Origin of the sequence: Salinicola sp. 4072 (assembly GCF_036663415.1) — a bacterium.
Taxonomy (GTDB): domain Bacteria; phylum Pseudomonadota; class Gammaproteobacteria; order Pseudomonadales; family Halomonadaceae; genus Salinicola; species Salinicola salarius_A.
Genome location: NZ_JAXOVV010000001.1, coordinates 49,609 through 65,157, shown reverse-complemented (window position 1 = coordinate 65,157; position 15,549 = coordinate 49,609). Strand labels below are relative to the sequence as shown.

General features: G+C 62.9%; 12 protein-coding genes. 4 read left to right on the top strand and 8 right to left on the bottom strand.

The annotated features are described in order from the left end of the window. The first annotated feature begins 49 nt into the window (after positions 1-49). Positions 50-1,345, top strand: a complete 1,296-nt coding sequence (locus tag R3F72_RS00270) for a pyridoxal phosphate-dependent aminotransferase (protein WP_332778603.1) — start codon at positions 50-52, stop codon at positions 1,343-1,345. Between the two features lie 140 nt (positions 1,346-1,485). After that, positions 1,486-1,875, top strand: a complete 390-nt coding sequence (locus R3F72_RS00265; protein ID WP_087719264.1) for a DUF4168 domain-containing protein — start codon at positions 1,486-1,488, stop codon at positions 1,873-1,875. 118 nt (positions 1,876-1,993) lie between these two features. On the opposite strand, the gene R3F72_RS00260 is transcribed toward R3F72_RS00265, so the two are convergent. From R3F72_RS00260 to R3F72_RS00250, 3 genes are all read right to left on the bottom strand, one after another. Then, a complete protein-coding gene (locus R3F72_RS00260) occupies positions 1,994-2,527 on the bottom strand; it encodes a PRC-barrel domain containing protein (RefSeq protein WP_332778602.1) in 534 nt (177 codons plus the stop codon). A gap of 165 nt (positions 2,528-2,692) precedes the next feature. After that, on the bottom strand, positions 2,693-3,568 hold the full coding sequence (locus tag R3F72_RS00255) for an AEC family transporter (protein ID WP_087719266.1): 876 nt from the start codon (positions 3,566-3,568) through the stop codon (positions 2,693-2,695). 134 nt (positions 3,569-3,702) lie between these two features. Then, positions 3,703-4,722, bottom strand: a complete 1,020-nt coding sequence (locus R3F72_RS00250; RefSeq protein WP_322529186.1) for a zinc-dependent alcohol dehydrogenase family protein — start codon at positions 4,720-4,722, stop codon at positions 3,703-3,705. 177 nt (positions 4,723-4,899) lie between these two features. Between R3F72_RS00250 and R3F72_RS00245 the strand changes: the two genes are divergently transcribed. Then, positions 4,900-5,808 carry a LysR family transcriptional regulator gene (locus R3F72_RS00245; protein WP_332778601.1) on the top strand — a complete coding sequence of 303 codons (909 nt, stop codon included), beginning with the start codon at positions 4,900-4,902 and terminating at the stop codon, positions 5,806-5,808. Between the two features lie 231 nt (positions 5,809-6,039). Then, on the top strand, positions 6,040-7,716 hold the full coding sequence (locus R3F72_RS00240; protein WP_332778600.1) for a multidrug ABC transporter permease/ATP-binding protein: 1,677 nt from the start codon (positions 6,040-6,042) through the stop codon (positions 7,714-7,716). Positions 7,717-7,736: 20 nt separating this feature from the next. Here the strand turns inward: R3F72_RS00240 and R3F72_RS00235 are convergent, their stop codons facing one another. The 5 genes from R3F72_RS00235 to purU all read right to left on the bottom strand — a co-directional run bounded on the left by R3F72_RS00235 (position 7,737) and on the right by purU (position 15,500). After that, the gene (locus R3F72_RS00235) at positions 7,737-9,125 is read right to left on the bottom strand and encodes a calcium-binding protein (RefSeq protein ID WP_332778599.1); all 1,389 of its coding nucleotides are present in this window, start codon (positions 9,123-9,125) and stop codon (positions 7,737-7,739) included. 188 nt (positions 9,126-9,313) lie between these two features. Beyond that, complete coding sequence (locus R3F72_RS00230) at positions 9,314-11,974, bottom strand: cellulose binding domain-containing protein (protein ID WP_332778598.1); 2,661 nt, start codon at positions 11,972-11,974, stop codon at positions 9,314-9,316. A 277-nt stretch (positions 11,975-12,251) separates the two neighbouring features. Further along, entirely contained in the window at positions 12,252-13,196 is a 945-nt protein-coding gene (locus R3F72_RS00225) for a TIGR03915 family putative DNA repair protein (RefSeq protein WP_332778597.1), read from the bottom strand. A 41-nt stretch (positions 13,197-13,237) separates the two neighbouring features. Next, on the bottom strand, positions 13,238-14,497 hold the full coding sequence (locus R3F72_RS00220; protein ID WP_332778596.1) for a putative DNA modification/repair radical SAM protein: 1,260 nt from the start codon (positions 14,495-14,497) through the stop codon (positions 13,238-13,240). A 127-nt stretch (positions 14,498-14,624) separates the two neighbouring features. Further along, a complete protein-coding gene (gene purU, locus R3F72_RS00215) occupies positions 14,625-15,500 on the bottom strand; it encodes a formyltetrahydrofolate deformylase (RefSeq protein WP_276232223.1) in 876 nt (291 codons plus the stop codon). Positions 15,501-15,549 lie beyond the last annotated feature (49 nt).

Genomic DNA, 15,549 nt, shown 5'->3' with positions numbered 1-15,549 from the left:
GTGATGCTCATGCAAACCGATACTCATGCAAACCAGGAAACCCGCCGCCATGACCGCTTGTCAGGGGCTTGCTGCCGCCCTATTGAATCGTGCCTACGCCGACGACCTCAACGCCACGCCGGCATCCGATACCTTGTTGATCAACGAACAGTCGCGACTGCTGGAATCCCGAGGCGAGCGCGTCATCAAGTTCGGCTTCGGCCAATCGCCATTTCCGGTCTATCCACCTGCGGTGGAGGCTCTGGCCCGTCACGCCGATCAGAAGGCGTATCTTCCCGTGCAGGGGTTGCCGGCGCTGCGCAAGCAGGTCGCGGCTTTCCACCGCGAGATCGACGGCACGTCGTGGTCGGCCTCGCGCGTGTTGATCGGCCCCGGCAGCAAGTTGCTGCTGTTCGCCTTGATCAAGGCGCTACCGATGGCGGAAATCCTGATCCCCGCGCCGGCTTGGGTCTCCTATGCGCCGCAGGCGCGTCTGGCGGGGCAGACCGCGGTCAAGCTGGCAGCGAGTTTCGAGACGCGCTGGCAGATCACGCCCGAACAGCTCGAGGCGCATTGCCGTGAAGGCGGCAGCCGCCCGCGATTGCTGATACTCAATGCACCCGGCAATCCCACCGGGTTATCGCCCGAGGCCGACAGCCAGCAGGCGCTGGCCGAGGTGGCACGCCACCATGGCGTGATCGTGCTGGCCGACGAGATCTACGGGCCACTGGATCATGATGGATCTCATCGCGCCTTCGCGCTCGACTACCCCGAGGGCACGGTGACCACCAGCGGCCTGTCGAAGTGGTGTGGCGCGGGCGGGTGGCGGCTGGGGGTGATGCACGTGCCCGAAGCGCTGGGAAACGAGATTGTCTCGCGCCTGCTAGGCATCGCCTCGGAGACTTGGTCGAGCGTTGCGAGCCCGGTTCAGGAGGCTGCCTGTGTCGCCTATCGGGTCACGCCCGAATTGACCGCATATCTCGATCGCCAGCGGGCCTGGCTGGGCCTGATCGGCCACTGGTGTGCGACTCGGCTGCAGGCAGCGGGCATTCGCACTCATCTTCCCGATGGCGGCTTCTACCTGTTCCCCGATTTCGAGGCGCATCGCGAGGGGCTGGCTCGGCGGGGCATCACCACCAGTGCCGAGCTGACCGCACGGCTGCTGGCTGAGACCGGCGTGGCGTTGCTGCCGGGCAGTGCCTTCGGTTGCGATCCCGCCCAGCTCACGGTGCGTCTGGCCTATGTGGACTTCGATGGCGAGACGCTGCTGGCGCAGCAGCCGCAGCGCCATGACGATCCCATGGCGTTACCGGCGCTGAGCAAGGTCCGCGACGGTGTTCAGGCTATCGTCGAATGGTTACCATGAGTGGCGGACTGATTGGGAGATAGCGCTCAAGTTTCTTAAGGAAACATTAAATTTCCTCGAGAAACACTTCCGCGGGGAACTCTCCGCCATGAGTGGCATCCCATGACAGCACATGCATAAAATCGTACTTGGAGGTATTCATGCAAAGGATCACTGCATTTCTCGCGGCAGCAATGATGACGACCGGTCTCGCCAGCGTACCAGCCATGGCGCAGGACCAGAACGCAGCCGGCAGCGGTTCGCAGACACAGGCACCTGCCCAGAACTTTTCCGATGATCAGTTGCAGCAGTTCGCCGATGCCTCTCAGAACATCGCGATGATCTCTCAGGATTACACCGAGCAGCTGCAGAACGCCTCCGACGAAAGCGAGCAACAGGAGATTCGTCAGCAGGCCAATGACGAAATGGTGCAGGCGGTTCAGGACAGCGGCATGAGTGTCGAGCAGTTCAACTCCATCGGCCAGGCCATCCAGCAGGATCCGCAGCTGATGCAGCGCGTCAAGGGCATGGTCCAGCAGCCGCAGCAGTAATCGTATCAGGGTGCAGCGGCCTGTCAGGCCCGCACATGAAAAAACCGCCGACATCGAGTCGGCGGTTTTTTTGTGCTAGTCATCTAGCGGTTCGACGCTCCAAGAGAGCGTGATGCGATCAGTTGTTGTCGATCGCGTCGCTGGCGTCGTCAAGAAGGTCGGAGGTGGCAGCCTTGGTGTCTTCCCAGGCACTGGAAGCCCCCTGCTTGGTGTTTTCCCAGGCGTTGGCGGCCTGCGTCTTGGCCTGTTGCCACCAGTCGTTATCGTATTCGGGCTGCTGCTTCAGCGCGCTTTCGTCCATGTCGAGAACGACGCGATACTCGATGTTGTCGAGGTTATCGTCGTTGTTGGTTTCGACCGTGAAGTCGCCTTTCTGGACCACGAAGTCCTTGTCGCCCATGTCGAGTACGCCACCGGCTTCGACGACCAGGGCCTGGATGCTCATGTCTTCGCCCAGCAGGATGTCGTCGACGTCGCCAATGTCTTCATTCGGTTGGCTGGACAGGAAGACGTCTGCATCCATCAGTTCATCGGCGGAATAGAGGCCTTGCGGGCCCGTATTGTCCTGCGCCAGGGCGGCCTGGGACATCATCACGCTGCCGGCTGCCAGCGTGGCCACGCCGAGTGTCTGCTTCCATGACAGGTTTTGCATCTGTGTCTCCTTGCCTTGCGGCTTCTTGGGCGTGCAGCTTTCTGTGCATGCAGCTATCTATGCACGTGACTATCTATGCATGCAACTCTCTGTAATCCATTAATTTTTAAAAGATTACACTTTGTAATGTAGTTGCTCACTGTGCTTTTGCAAGCCAGGGAGGCGCTACAGCATGAAGGCCAGTTCCAGCGGCAGGTACACGAAGGCCAGCACGGTGGAGCAGAAAACCAGACTGGCGACGTACTCCGGTTCGCGACGGGAACGTTGCGCGAACAGGTAGTTGTAGACGGCGACCGGCATGCTCATCTGGAGCGCCACGGCGCTGGCGGCCACTGGCGGCAGGCCGAACCACGCCGCGATGCCGAACGAGAGGGCCAGCGCGATGGGCACGCGGCACAGCGTGAACAGAAATCCCGAAGACAAGCTGCGGGCCTGGATGCTGGCCAGCGAGACGCCCAGGGTGATCAGCATCAGCGGGATGGTCAGGCCGGAAAGAAGGTGGACGGTATTGCCGAGCCACGCCGGCAGATGGACGCCGGACAGCAGCAGCACCAGCGAGATGGCGATGCTGTACAGCGTGGGATTGCGGACCAGCATCTTCCAGGGGTTGCCGCGCGTCGCCATCATCATGCCGACGGTGAACTGGATCAGCGCATTGGCGACCCAGGCCGTCATGGCGAAGGTGAATCCTTCCTTGCCGAAGGCGTAAAGCGAAACCGGCAAACCCATGTTGCCGGCATTGGGATACATCATCGGTGAGATGATCACCTGCCAGGGTTTGCCCAGCAGCCTGGCGACACCGAAACTCGCTACCGCCATGCCGGCGAGCACCACGAAAGTCGTGGCGAGGGTGCGCCCGAAGGTGTGAGGGTCGACCTCGGCATTGGCGAGGGAGGCCAGGACCAGTGCCGGCGTACCGATGTTGAATACCAGCTTGGTGACGAACTCGGTGGGATAGCTCAACCCCAGGCGAATCCAGCCGAACCCGATGCTCGCTCCAACCAGGACTGGTGCCATGACCGCGAACAGTTGAGCAAGCATCGAATATCCTAAAGCCCTTTAGCCTGACTGAGGGCGGTGAGAGAGAGCGACAAAAATGGAAGCCCGTATTGTCGTCAATCCATCGGGTGGCTGGCAATGCGCGTTTGCCGATCACCGCCACGTGCCCCTGCCGATCAGGCCATTTCGACCACGATGCGTCCATGGTGGTTGGCGCAGGTTTCCAGATAGCGATGTGCCTCGACCATCTCCTCGAACGAGAAGCGGTAGTCGATCTGCGGCTTGATCTTGCCGGCCCGGGTCATCCGCTCGACCTCGGCAATGGCTCGATCCAGTGCTTCCCGGTTCTGGGGGATGCCCAGCTCCGGCTTGCCGCTGAAGTTGGAGAGGCAGTGCACATGGAACTGGATGTTCTTGCGGAAGGCGGCCTGAGCCGGGAACGTGGTCTGGTTGCCTCCCAACAAGCCGTAGAGCACCAGGCGCCCGCGGGGTGCCATGACGTCGCCCAGCAGGTTCATCTGGGGGCCGCCCAACGCATCCAGCACCACATCGACGCCATGGTGATCGGTCAGCTTGTTGATCCGGGTAACGAGATCCTGGGTTTCCGTGTGAATCACCGCGTCGGCGCCCAGAGACTTGAGATAGTCGATCGCCGACTCGTGCGGTGTCGCTGTGATGACCCGGGCGCCCAGCGCATGGGCGATCTGGACGGCGTAGGGGCCGCCGATATGACAGGCGCCAGTGATCAGCACCGTTTCGCCGGGTTTGAGATCGGCGACCTCGCAAAATCCCAGCCAGCTGATCAGCGACGGAACGTAGTGAACGCTGGCTTCGGCCGGGGTCAGGCAGTCCGGGTAGGCGATGAGCGCCTCGGCCGGCAGCAGCACGCGTTCGGCGTGTGCCGTATACTGGTTGGGATCGAACGCGGGGATCGAGGCGACGCGGTCTCCCGGCGAGAACGCGGTCACGCCCGGGCCGACGGCGATGACTCTGCCGGCCATCTCGCTGCCCGTGCCGGCCGGCAGCCTGGCCTCCGTGGGCGCCATGTTGCGCCGCCACAGGATGTCGTACCAGTTGAGACCGAGCGCCTCGGTTTCGATCAGAAGTTCCCCGGCTGCGGGGTGCGGGTCGGCGCGCTCGATGATTTCCAGAACGTCGGCATCGCCGAAACGTTGAAACTGTATCGCACGTGACATCGTGCACCTCAATGGTTCGAGAGCTTGCCCCGACTCTATCGGCGATGACAGGCAAACACTATGCTCAAGGATCGATAGTGGTTATAACGCTGATCGATACAGAGCCCGCGATGGCGGTCGTCGGCGGGCTCCGGGAGCAACGAGCGGGGGCCGCCAGCCGTCGAAGGGAGGAGAGGCATGAATCGTAGTGACCTGCGCGGGGTGGATTTCAAGCTGCTGGTCGTGTTCGAGACCCTGATGCAGGAGCGCAGCGTCTCGCGGGCCGCGGAGCGACTGTTTCTGGGCCAGCCGGCCACCAGCGCCTCCCTGGCCAGGCTCAGGGATGTCTTCAACGATCCGTTGCTGGTGAGAACCGGCCGCCAGATGGTGCCGACCGCTCGTGCCGAGCAGATCTACGAACAGCTGCAGCCCGCCCTCGATGCCATCTCCAACGTGCTCAGTCGTACCAGCGACTTCGACCCCGAGACCAGCGAGGCGGTGTTTCGAATCGGGCTGAGCGACGACATCGAATTCGCCCTGCTGCCGGCGCTGCTCAAGCGGCTGCGCACCGAAGCGCCGGGCATCGTGCTGGTGGTCCGGCGGGCCGATTTCCATCTGATGCCGCAGTTGCTCAATACCGGCGAAGTGACCGTTGCCGCCGGCTATGCGCGGGAGCTGCCGGCCAATGCGAAGCAGAAGATCCTGCGCCACAGCCGCGCCAAGGTACTGCGGGCGGACAGCCGCCCCGGGGCGTTGACCCTCGACGACTACTGCGAACGGCCGCATGCGCTGGTGTCGTTCGATGGCGATCTCAATGGCTATGTCGACGACCTGCTCGCCGAGAAAGGGCGCAAGCGCCGCATCGTGCTGGCCGTCCCGCAGTTCAACAGTCTGGCATCGCTGTTGCGGGATACCGACATGGTCGCCACCGTGCCGGATTACGCCGCGGACGTGCTGGCCGCGCAGGGCGGGTTGCGGGTGGACGAGATGCCGCTGGAGCGTGCGCCGTCGCCGTTGAGCATGGTGTGGCAGAGCGTCTACGACAACGACCCTGCCGAGCGTTGGCTGCGCTCGCGAATTCAGATGATGTTCTCCGACGACGAATGAATCGAAGCCGACCCGGTCGTCCGCCTCCGGTCGTCTGCATCCGGCGGCTTGACTTCACGGGTGAAGATCAGAATCATTCGCGCCTGCGGTGAGCTGGTCATCTATCGGCGCCGTGCTTCTCGCTCAAGGGTCTGACAAGCCTTTTCCGGCTGCCGCTTCTGTCGGAAGTGTCATGGCGGAATGCCATGTCCGAGATCGTGAGCGAGCCCAATCGCCGGCTACGGAATCCGAATGGAACTACTGCGCGTCGTCTTTCGTCACTATCGATGGCCGTTCATCGGCGTCATGCTGCTCAGCCTGCTGAGCGCGGCGCTGGGGATCGGCGTCATCGCCTTCATCAACCACTACCTGATCGTCACCGACGGCACCGCGATGACCGCGTTGCTGCCTTTCATCGGGCTAGTGGCGCTGCTGCTGGCGGTCACGCTGGGGTCGCAGCTGGCGCTGACGACGCTGGGCCACCATTTCGTCTACCGCTTACGCGGCCGCCTGATCAAGCGCATCCTCGATACCGACATCGAACGTCTCGAGCAGCTCGGGAGCGCGCATCTGCTGTCGTGCCTTTCCAGCGACATCCGCAACGTGACCATCGCCTTCGTCCGGCTGCCGGAACTGGTGCAGGGCGTCGTCATCACGCTGGCTTCCGTCGCCTACCTGTTCTGGCTCTCGCCGCCGCTGCTGCTGATCACGGCGATCTGGATTGCCGTGACCATGCTGGTCGGCTGGTGGCTGGTATCGAAGGTTTATCACCACATTCATATTACCCGCACCACCGACAGCCGGCTCTACCAGGACTACGAGACGATCATTCACGGGCGCAAGGAGCTGGCGCTCAACCGCGACCGCGCCCGGCACCTGCTGGAAGAGGTCTACGGTGACAATGCCCGCACCTATCGCGATCACATCATTCGCGCCGACACCTACCACCTGAGCGCGGGCAACTGGACCAACATCATGATGCTGGGGGCCATCGGCCTGGTGTTCTTCCTGGCCAACGGTCTGGGCTGGTCGAATACCGCCGTGGCGGCGACGTTCTCGCTGACCCTGCTGTTTCTGCGCTCGCCGCTGATCCAGGCCGTCGGCGCGACGCCGACGCTGATCACCGCTCAGGTCTCCTTCGACAGGCTGCGCGAGCTGGAGCTGGCCGAGTACCGTGCCGATTTCGATCTGGTCGAGACGCACAGCGAGTGGCAGTCGCTGGAGCTGCGCGACATCACCTATCGCTATCCGGCCAAGACCGGCCGCGAGGGCTTTGCGCGCGTGGGTTTCGAAATAGGCCCGATCAATCTGCGCCTGGAGCGTGGCGAGCAGGTCTACCTGATCGGCGGCAACGGCAGCGGCAAGTCGACGCTGGCCAAGCTCCTGACCGGGCTCTACCGCCCGCACTCGGGCGAGATCCGTATCGATGACGAGGCCATTGATGAAGCGGGGTGGCATCGCTACCGGCAGCGCTTTTCCGCGGTCTACACCGATTTTCATCAGTTCGATCGGCTGATGGGACCGCATGGCGGCAGCGCCGATCCCGCACTGCTGGACAACTGGCTACAGACGCTGCAGCTCGCGCGCAAGCTGCAGCTCGAGGATGGCCGAATCCTCGATACCGAACTCTCCCAGGGCCAGCGCAAGCGTCTGGCGCTGCTGATGGCGCTGGTCGAACAGCGCCAGATCCTGCTGCTGGACGAGTGGGCCGCGGATCAGGATCCGCAGTTCCGCCGCGCCTTCTACCGCGAGCTGATGCCGCGTTTTCGCGAACTCGGCATCACGGTCTTCGCGATCAGCCACGACGATCACTATTTCGCCCACGCCGACCGGCTGCTGGAGATGCGCGATGGCCAGCTGCGCGAACTGACCGGCGACGAGCGCGAGCTGGCCAGTCGTGACGCCGTGGCCAGGATCGACACGCCCTGACGGCATGACCGGCGGTCTGACTAGAGCGACAGGCCGCCGTCGTCGAAGATGAGTTCCTGGATGCCCACCAGTGTCGCCTCGATGCCGTTGCCGTCGACGGTCACCCGATCGTCGTGCCGGTCGACGGCATAGTCGTTGCGGTTGCCCTCCATCCGGGCGATGTCATGGCCATCGCCACCATCGAGCCAGTCTTGCCCCCAGCCGCTGCCGGGCGCGAGAACGTCATCGCCATCACCGCCGAAGAGCGTATCGCTGCCCGTACCGCCGAAGAGTGTCACCCCATCGTCGCTGCCGCGCACGATGTCGTCTCGACGCGAGCCGACGACATCGTCGAAGGTGACATCGTTGGTCGACATGTCGGTGGGGGCGCCGAAGGACTCGCCTTCGTTGACCCATAGCGTGGAGGAGATCTTGTCGTTGTCCGGGTCGCGGACCGAATGCTGGACGTGAACGCGATTGTCGTGATCGCGGCCGCCGTGGAAATTGATGTCGCGATCGGTTCGGGTGACTTCGACGTCATTGCCCACCGAGGAGTGCCAGGAGGCGAACAGCAGGCCATGACGCATGCCGCTGTCGCTCAGATCGTCGAAGGTGCCATCGTAGCTCTCGCGCAGTTCGAAGGCGTAGCCGTTGCCGCCGGACCCCTTGTTGAAGCTGCCCTCGGCGGTCAGGGAGTCGGCATCCATGTCCAGCGAGCGCGAGAATTCGAAGGCGGTCGAGGGGCCGTCGATCACGGCGACATCGTCGAGCTCGCCGTCTGTCGTGTCGGCATACTCGATGGCGTGATAGCCGGTGAGGTCGTCGAGTTCGTTGCTGAACTCGTCGTCATCGGGCTCGCCCAGTTCGAAGCCGACCGAAAAGCCGCGCAGCGAGACATCATCGGCGCTGTCGATCCGGGTGACTTCGGCCTCGTGATGATCGAAGTCGAAATGAACGCCGCGGTCCAGCGTGACGTAGTCGCCATCGACGTCGGTCACTTTCGCCATGCTCGTTCGCAGCGGCGAGTCCAGTTCGCGCCAGTCATGATCGTCGATCTCGTCGAGAAACTCGGTATCGTTGTCCTGCGCGATGCGAATCGTGTCGCCCGCCGCCAGTGCGCCGGCATCGTCCAGCTTGAGTACGTTCTCGCCTTCGTCGACGTCGGATTCGATCTTGCCGATCGTGTCTGCCTTCTCGCCGCTGACCAGAATGGCATTGTCGTCGTTGTCCTCCAGTGCGGCGTCGGTGAAGGTCAGCCGCGTATCGTCGCTGCCTTCGCCGACCAGGGAGACATCGGAACGGGTAATGGTCAGGGCATGGTCGAAGCGATATTCACCGGCCTCCAGTTTGACCGTTTCGTCGCGATTGGCCTCTTCATTGATGATCTGCTCGAGTTCCTCGGCAGTGACATCGTTATCGACACGAATCATGTGGTTCCCCTTTTGTTGATCTGGATCAATTGGCGACGGCATCCTACGCAGTTCCAGGGCACGATAGGGATACGCTATGTAGCGCTTTGGTTTCGTATGGTGAAAAAGATCCGGCGCCGCATTAACGGGGCATGCGGCGCCGGAGTTTCAGGCGGGAAGGGCAGAAGGGCAGTAAAAAGAATGAACGCTCAGCTCAGGATCAGGAGTCCACCATCCATCGGGTTCAGGTTCTGCACGCCGATGACCAGGTCGGAGAGCCCGTCGCCGTTGATGTCGCCCTGCAACTGGTCGTCGGCGTAGCGAAGCTGGCCGGCGTCGCCGGTAAAGCTTTCCGCCCCCAGCCACTGGAACGCCTGGCGGCCCGCCTGGGTGGTGTCGGCGTCCAGCGAGGAGAGGTCGATCAGATCGTCGTCGCCGAAATCGACGATCTCATCGATCGACAGCGGCGTCGACTCCGTCGCTGCCTGCCACACGAACCGATCCTGGCCGCCGCCGCCCTCGAGCCGATCGGCGCCCAGGCTGCCCATCAACACGTTGTCTCCGGCACTGCCGATCAGGGTGTCGTTGCCGCTGCCGCCGGTCAGCGTTTCGTCACCGGAAGCCGTGATGGTGCGATCGGCATCGACGAGCGCGCTGGCGAGACGGCTGCCATCCGGTAGCGATCCCTCGTCGATCGTGACCGACGCTCCATTCAGAAGGATGTCCCGCGGGATGTCGCTGGTATCCGCATAGGCCTTGAACGAGAAGCGCATGGACTCGCCGGCTTCGAGCGAACGACTGGTGACATCAACCAAGTAGTCGTCGCCCTGCCGCGAGGCGAGGCTGGCGCCATAGAACGCATGCACATCGCTCGCCAGGTTCAGCGCAACATTATCGACCTCCACGGCCGCGTCGCCGTTGTTGGTGATCGTGACACCCATGACGTACCCGCTGGACCAGCGGCTGACGACGTCGAACGAGGCGTGAAGAGAGCTGGGATCCGCGGTATCCGTGATATCGAGGCTCTCCCGGCTGGCCCAGTACGCCTCGGGAGCGACATCGGCCCTTGCATCGACCTGGCTGACCGCGCCGGTCGCCAGATCCAGCAGCTGCCCGTCGGCGAACAGGGCGCGTTCGATATCGGCGAGCGTGTCTCGCGTTCCGTTACCGGCGACGTACCATTCGCCGCTGGCGAGACGCTCGATGTCGTAGTCAGACAGCTCGCCGGTGAAGAGCGCGGTGTCGTCTCCCGCGCCGCCCTCGAGCCGGTTGGTCCCCCATCCGCCACCGCCGCCGAGAATGTCGTCGCCGCTGCCGCCGATTAGAGTGTCGTTGCCCAGCGCGCCATCGAGGTAAGCGCCGTCGTCGCTGGCATGGATGATATCGTCGCGGCGCGAACCGATGACGTAGTCGAAGGTGACGAGGTTGGCATCCGCGTCCGTCGGCGCGCCGAAGGTCTCGCCTTCGTTGATCCAGACCGTCGTCGACATCTTGTCGTTGCCGGCATCTCGAATCGACTGTTCGACGTGGACGCTGTTGCCGTGATCGCGGCCGCCGTGGAAGTTGATGTCGCGGTCGGTCGAGGTGACGCGTATCTCGTTGCCGACCGAGGAGTACCAGGAGGCAAACAGCACGCCGTGGCGCATGCCGCTATCCTCCAGGCCGCTGAACTGACCGTCGTAGCTCTCCCGCAGCTCGTAGGCGTAGCCGTTGCCGTCACTGCCCTTGTTGAAGCTGCCACTGGCCGTGATCTCCTGCACATCGAGATCCAGCGAGCGGCTGAATTCGAACGCGACCGAGGGGCCATCGACGACGGCGACATCCTTCATTGCCGCGCCCACCGTGGCGTTGAACTCCACCGCGTGATAGCGGGATAGCGCCGGCAGCGTATTGCTGAAGTTGCTGCTGTCGGCCTCGCCCAGGGTAAATGCCACGGTCAGCCCTTCGAGCCGAACGTCCGTCAGCGGTTCGATCCTGTCGACTTCCGTCACCCCGGCGTCGAGGTCGAAATGTACGCCGCGATCCAGCACGATCTCGTTGCCGTCGACCGCCACGATCTGGGCCATGCTGGTGCGCAGCGGTGAATCCATCTCCCGCCATTCGCTGTCGCCGATGGCGTCGAGGAACGCGACGTCATTCGATTGGGCCAGCCGGATCGTGTCGCCGACCGCGAGGCCGTGTCCTTCGCTCAGGGTGAGTCGGGGATCGCCCTGCTGAACATCACTGGCGAGTCTGGCGACGGTTTCGCCCTCGTCTCCGCTGATGCGGATGGCATTTTTCGTATCGCTTTCCAGCGCCTGCCGGGTAAATACCAGGGTGGTGTCGTCCGAACCGGCGCCCGTCAGAGTGATATCGGAGCGTTCGATGACAAGCGATTCGTCGAACAGGTAGCGCCCGGCCGCGAGATGGATCGTGGCGCCTTCCGGCGCGGCGGCGATGAGCGCATTGAGCGTGGCGGCGTCGATGCCGTCATCCACCGTGATGGCGTTGTCGACGAACGAATAGTCGTCACCCAGCAGATCGGGCGGCGTAAGCGCTTCGGTCAGCAGCCGGGCGCCTTCGGTCAGCGAGGCGGCCACGCCGTTTACCGAAGGGGATAGGGGCATCACCGTGTCGTCGCCCAGTGCCTTTAGCTTGATGCGTACCGTCTCGCCGGGAACGAGCTGGCCGTCGTCCTCGATCCGGTAACCGGTTTGCGTCGTCTCGTAGCGGTCGGCGCCCCAGAGCGTATTCAGCTCGGCATCGAGGCCGAAATCGAGCTGGTAGCCATCGAGCGGTTCCCAACCCTGGTAGGTCAGATAGATTTCGAGCGTAAAACCCCCGTTCCATTCGCTGGACAGGCGGTAATCGATCAAGAAGGAGGCATTCATGTAGGCATCTCATGACGAGTGTCGTGTCGATGCGTCCTGCGATGACGTAGCCGTAACATCCATCGTTGCGGAGGGTGGGACCGAGCCTCCATGGCTGCGGTCATCGTTTCGAGGCGAGCGAACGCTCACCGCTGGCCCGCCGCTATCCCATGGCAGGATGGCGACAGGAAACAGCGCCCAGCGGGTCGCTATCGACCAGCGAAACGCCGCCAATATGCGGCAAGTTCGAGAAATGGATTGAATAAGAAAGCGCTAATTGAGGTGGCATTTCGCCATATCAATCGGTTGGCGTGTCATCTCGTTGATGGCCAGGGAGGCGGGTGGCGTCGGCGGGCAGCTTTACACTCAGCGTCTTCCCCTGGCGCTGACCTACGCTCGTCTCCTGCGCCAGGCGCTGGCCGCCGTGGCGCGCCTTTGCTTCCATTGCCGGGATCAGGTCGCCTTCGCTGAGATGACGCCAGAAGCGCTGTGGCATGTGCTGGGTCATCACCTTGTGGTTGAGGCGCGCCGGGTTGAACGTGCTGACGAAATAGGTCCGCCAGAGAGCATGTTCTTCGTCGGCATTGGAACGATTGGCGGCCGCCCGTGCTTCATGGGTCCAGTTCCCGGGGCAGGGGACGCGGTAGTCGAGGGTCGTGCCATCCCAGCTGACGCCACCTTCCGGCGTGGCGATGATCCAGCGCGAGCCGCCCATGCGATCGGCAAAGTGCTCCGCGCCTAGGTCGAGGACGTCGTGCGCGGGCTCGAACCAGGCGACATAGCGTTCACCATGCGCGTCGTCGCAGCGATGAAACCGCAGGAAGGCGTGCATGTGATGCGCTTCCCGCTTGATCGCATGCCAGCGCTGGTGCAGCACGCGGCCATCCTCATCGGCGGGATGCATCGCCGTCACATCGCCCTGAACCACTCGCCACAGAACCCGATACAGCAACGGCCAGCGTGGCTGTTCGCTCCCGCGGGGGCGATAGCGGTCAGCGTTGCGAAGCAGCGCCAACTGGTCGCGACCGATGCTTATCGGTGTCGAGATGTCCCCCGGGCCAGGCGGTAGTTCGGATACCGCCGGTGAAGCGAACAGGTCGTCGTGGCGCGCCTCGCCATCGTGCCAGGTCACGCGGGACGGCGGGATGCCAGCCTGGAGCAACTGGCGCGCCTGCTGTCGCCATTCATCGAAATCGCTGGCCCAGGCAACGCATGACGCCAGAGGCATTGAGACTCGGTGCATGGCGAGCTCTCCTTCGTGCTATCTCCGATATCGATTTGGCGCTACCACAACGCCATCTGGGCCGGCTGCGGCGCTGTCAGGTTCTGACGCAGCCGGGTGCTGTCTCGATCGGTATCGGTGGGGCGGTAGTCCTGCGTCACCACGAAAGGCCGCAGGGTGTCCAGCCGGCAGCGCAGCGCCACCAGGTCCTGATAGCGAATGCGCCGCAACCGTCGCAGGTCGACCAGCCGCTGTACGCTGCGCAAGCCGATGCCGGGAACGCGGGCGATCATGGCCGGTTCGGCTCGGTTGAGATCCACCGGGAAGTCATTGCGATGGGCCAGCGCCCAGGCCAGTTTGGGATCGATCTCCAGATCCAGATTGCCCGGTGCGTTCAGCAGCTCCTCGGCCTGAAAGCCGTAGCTGCGGATCAGAAAGTCGGCCTGATACAGCCGATGCTCCCGCTGCAGCGGCGGCGCAGCCTGGGGCAGCCCGGCAGGGCGTTCGGGAATCGGACTGAACGCCGAGTAATAGACGCGCTTGAGACGGAAATCCCGGTAGAGATGCTGGGCGGACTGGAGGATCGTGCGGTCGTCGGTGGCATCCGCGCCGACGATCATCTGCGTGCTCTGGCCGCCAGGCGCGTAGCGCGGCGCCATGCGCTTCGGATTGGCGCTGCGCGGCAGGTGCCTGGCATCTCGCGCGATGTCGTCGTTGGTGGCGTCGATTCCCTGGCGAATGTGGCCCATCGCGGCGTGGATGGTGCCGAGCTCTTTTTCCGGGGCCAGCGTCTTCAGGCTGGTCAGCGTCGGCAGCTCGATGTTGGCGCTTAGCCGGTCGGCGTAGCGTCCGGCCTCCTCGAGCAGTCTGGGATCCGCTTCCGGAATCGCCTTGAGATGGATATAGCCGCGAAACTGGTGCGTTTCGCGCAGCAGCCTGGCCACGCGAATCAGCTGCTCCATGGTGTAGTCGCTGGAGCGAATGATGCCGGAGCTCAGGAAAAGCCCGCTGATGGTGTTGCGGCGGTAGAACGATAGCGTCAATCGGACGACTTCTTCCGGCGTGAAGCGCGCCCGCGGCACGTTGCTCGAGCGTCGATTGACACAGTACTGGCAATCGAACAGGCAGAAGTTGGTCAGCAGCACCTTGAGCAGCGAGACGCAGCGCCCGTCCGGGGTAAAACTGTGACAGATCCCCATGCCGGATGACGACCCGAGCCCCGCCTTGCCCCGTGACGAGCGCTTGGGTGCGCCGCTGCTGGCGCAGGAAGCGTCATACTTGGCGGCATCGGCGAGGATGGAAAGCTTGTCGATCAGTTCCATGCGGCGACTCTGTGATCCGTCTCGAATACTGTATTTGTGTACAGTATTCGAGTTATGGCACAGGGACAAGAAGTATCGAATTCAGAGGCACCGATCGTCTTTCAGTCATCTTCCATGACGAGTGCTGTCACTTGCTGAGAATGACGGTCTTTTGGGCATGGAGGAAAACGCGTCTTTCGGTGTGGTACTGGATCGCGCGCGCCAGCGTAAGACACTCGATGTCCCGGCCCTTGTTGACCAGATCTTCCGGAAAGTAGGCGTGATCCACCGATTCGACACCCTGGGCGATGATCGGGCCTTCGTCGAGATCGTTATTGATATAGTGCGCCGTGGCGCCGACCAGCTTTACCCCTTTTTCATACGCCTGGTGATAGGGCCGGGCGCCTTTGAAGCCGGGGAGAAGCGAGTGATGGATATTGATGGCGCGCCCATTCAGGGCGTCACAGAGCTGCGGTGAAAGCACCTGCATGTATCGGGCGAGAACGATCAGGTCAGCGTCCATGTCATCGATCACCGCTCGAATCTGCGCTTCCTGTGTCGCCTTGGTCTCGGGGGTGACCGGCAGGTAGTGGTACGGAATGTTGTGCCACCTGGCGAGCGGTTCCAGGTCCGGGTGGTTGGACACGATGGCCTTGACGTCGAGCGCCAGTTGGCCGGTCCGATAGCGATAGAGCAGATCGTTGAGGCAGTGATCCGCCTTGGAAACGAGGATGACGGTCTTCATTCGCTCGGCACTGGAGCTGAGCTCGAACGTCATGTCGAACTCCTGCGCTCTCGCCGCAAAGGATTCCGCAAAGCGGTCCTTGTCGAACGTCAGCGTCCTGTCCGGCTGGAAGGCCACGCGGATGAAGAAGCGTTCGGCTGGTGCGTCGTTGAACGAGCTGATTTCATTGACATAGCAGCGTGACTCTTTGAGAAAGCGCGTCACGACATCGATGGTGCCTAGGCGGCTGGGGCACTGGGCGGTGAGGATCCAGTTGTTGTTCGTCGATTTGTTGTTCATCGCTTTATTGTTCTCCACTGACGGGGCTCTCTGGGTAAAGGAAGGCCGA

Excerpts from the sequence above, each read along its gene's own strand:
- R3F72_RS00265 (WP_087719264.1), top strand. The coding sequence starts at position 1,486 with ATGCAAAGGATCACTGCATTTCTCGCGGCAGCAATGATGACGACCGGT.
- R3F72_RS00245 (WP_332778601.1), top strand. The coding sequence starts at position 4,900 with ATGAATCGTAGTGACCTGCGCGGGGTGGATTTCAAGCTGCTGGTCGTG.
- R3F72_RS00230 (WP_332778598.1), bottom strand. The coding sequence starts at position 11,974 with ATGAATGCCTCCTTCTTGATCGATTACCGCCTGTCCAGCGAATGGAAC.
- R3F72_RS00235 (WP_332778599.1), bottom strand. The coding sequence starts at position 9,125 with ATGATTCGTGTCGATAACGATGTCACTGCCGAGGAACTCGAGCAGATC.
- R3F72_RS00250 (WP_322529186.1), bottom strand. The coding sequence starts at position 4,722 with ATGTCACGTGCGATACAGTTTCAACGTTTCGGCGATGCCGACGTTCTG.
- R3F72_RS00260 (WP_332778602.1), bottom strand. The coding sequence starts at position 2,527 with ATGCAAAACCTGTCATGGAAGCAGACACTCGGCGTGGCCACGCTGGCA.
- purU (WP_276232223.1), bottom strand. The coding sequence starts at position 15,500 with ATGAACAACAAATCGACGAACAACAACTGGATCCTCACCGCCCAGTGC.
- R3F72_RS00240 (WP_332778600.1), top strand. The coding sequence starts at position 6,040 with ATGGAACTACTGCGCGTCGTCTTTCGTCACTATCGATGGCCGTTCATC.
- R3F72_RS00220 (WP_332778596.1), bottom strand. The coding sequence starts at position 14,497 with ATGGAACTGATCGACAAGCTTTCCATCCTCGCCGATGCCGCCAAGTAT.
- R3F72_RS00270 (WP_332778603.1), top strand. The coding sequence starts at position 50 with ATGACCGCTTGTCAGGGGCTTGCTGCCGCCCTATTGAATCGTGCCTAC.
- R3F72_RS00225 (WP_332778597.1), bottom strand. The coding sequence starts at position 13,196 with ATGCACCGAGTCTCAATGCCTCTGGCGTCATGCGTTGCCTGGGCCAGC.
- R3F72_RS00255 (WP_087719266.1), bottom strand. The coding sequence starts at position 3,568 with ATGCTTGCTCAACTGTTCGCGGTCATGGCACCAGTCCTGGTTGGAGCG.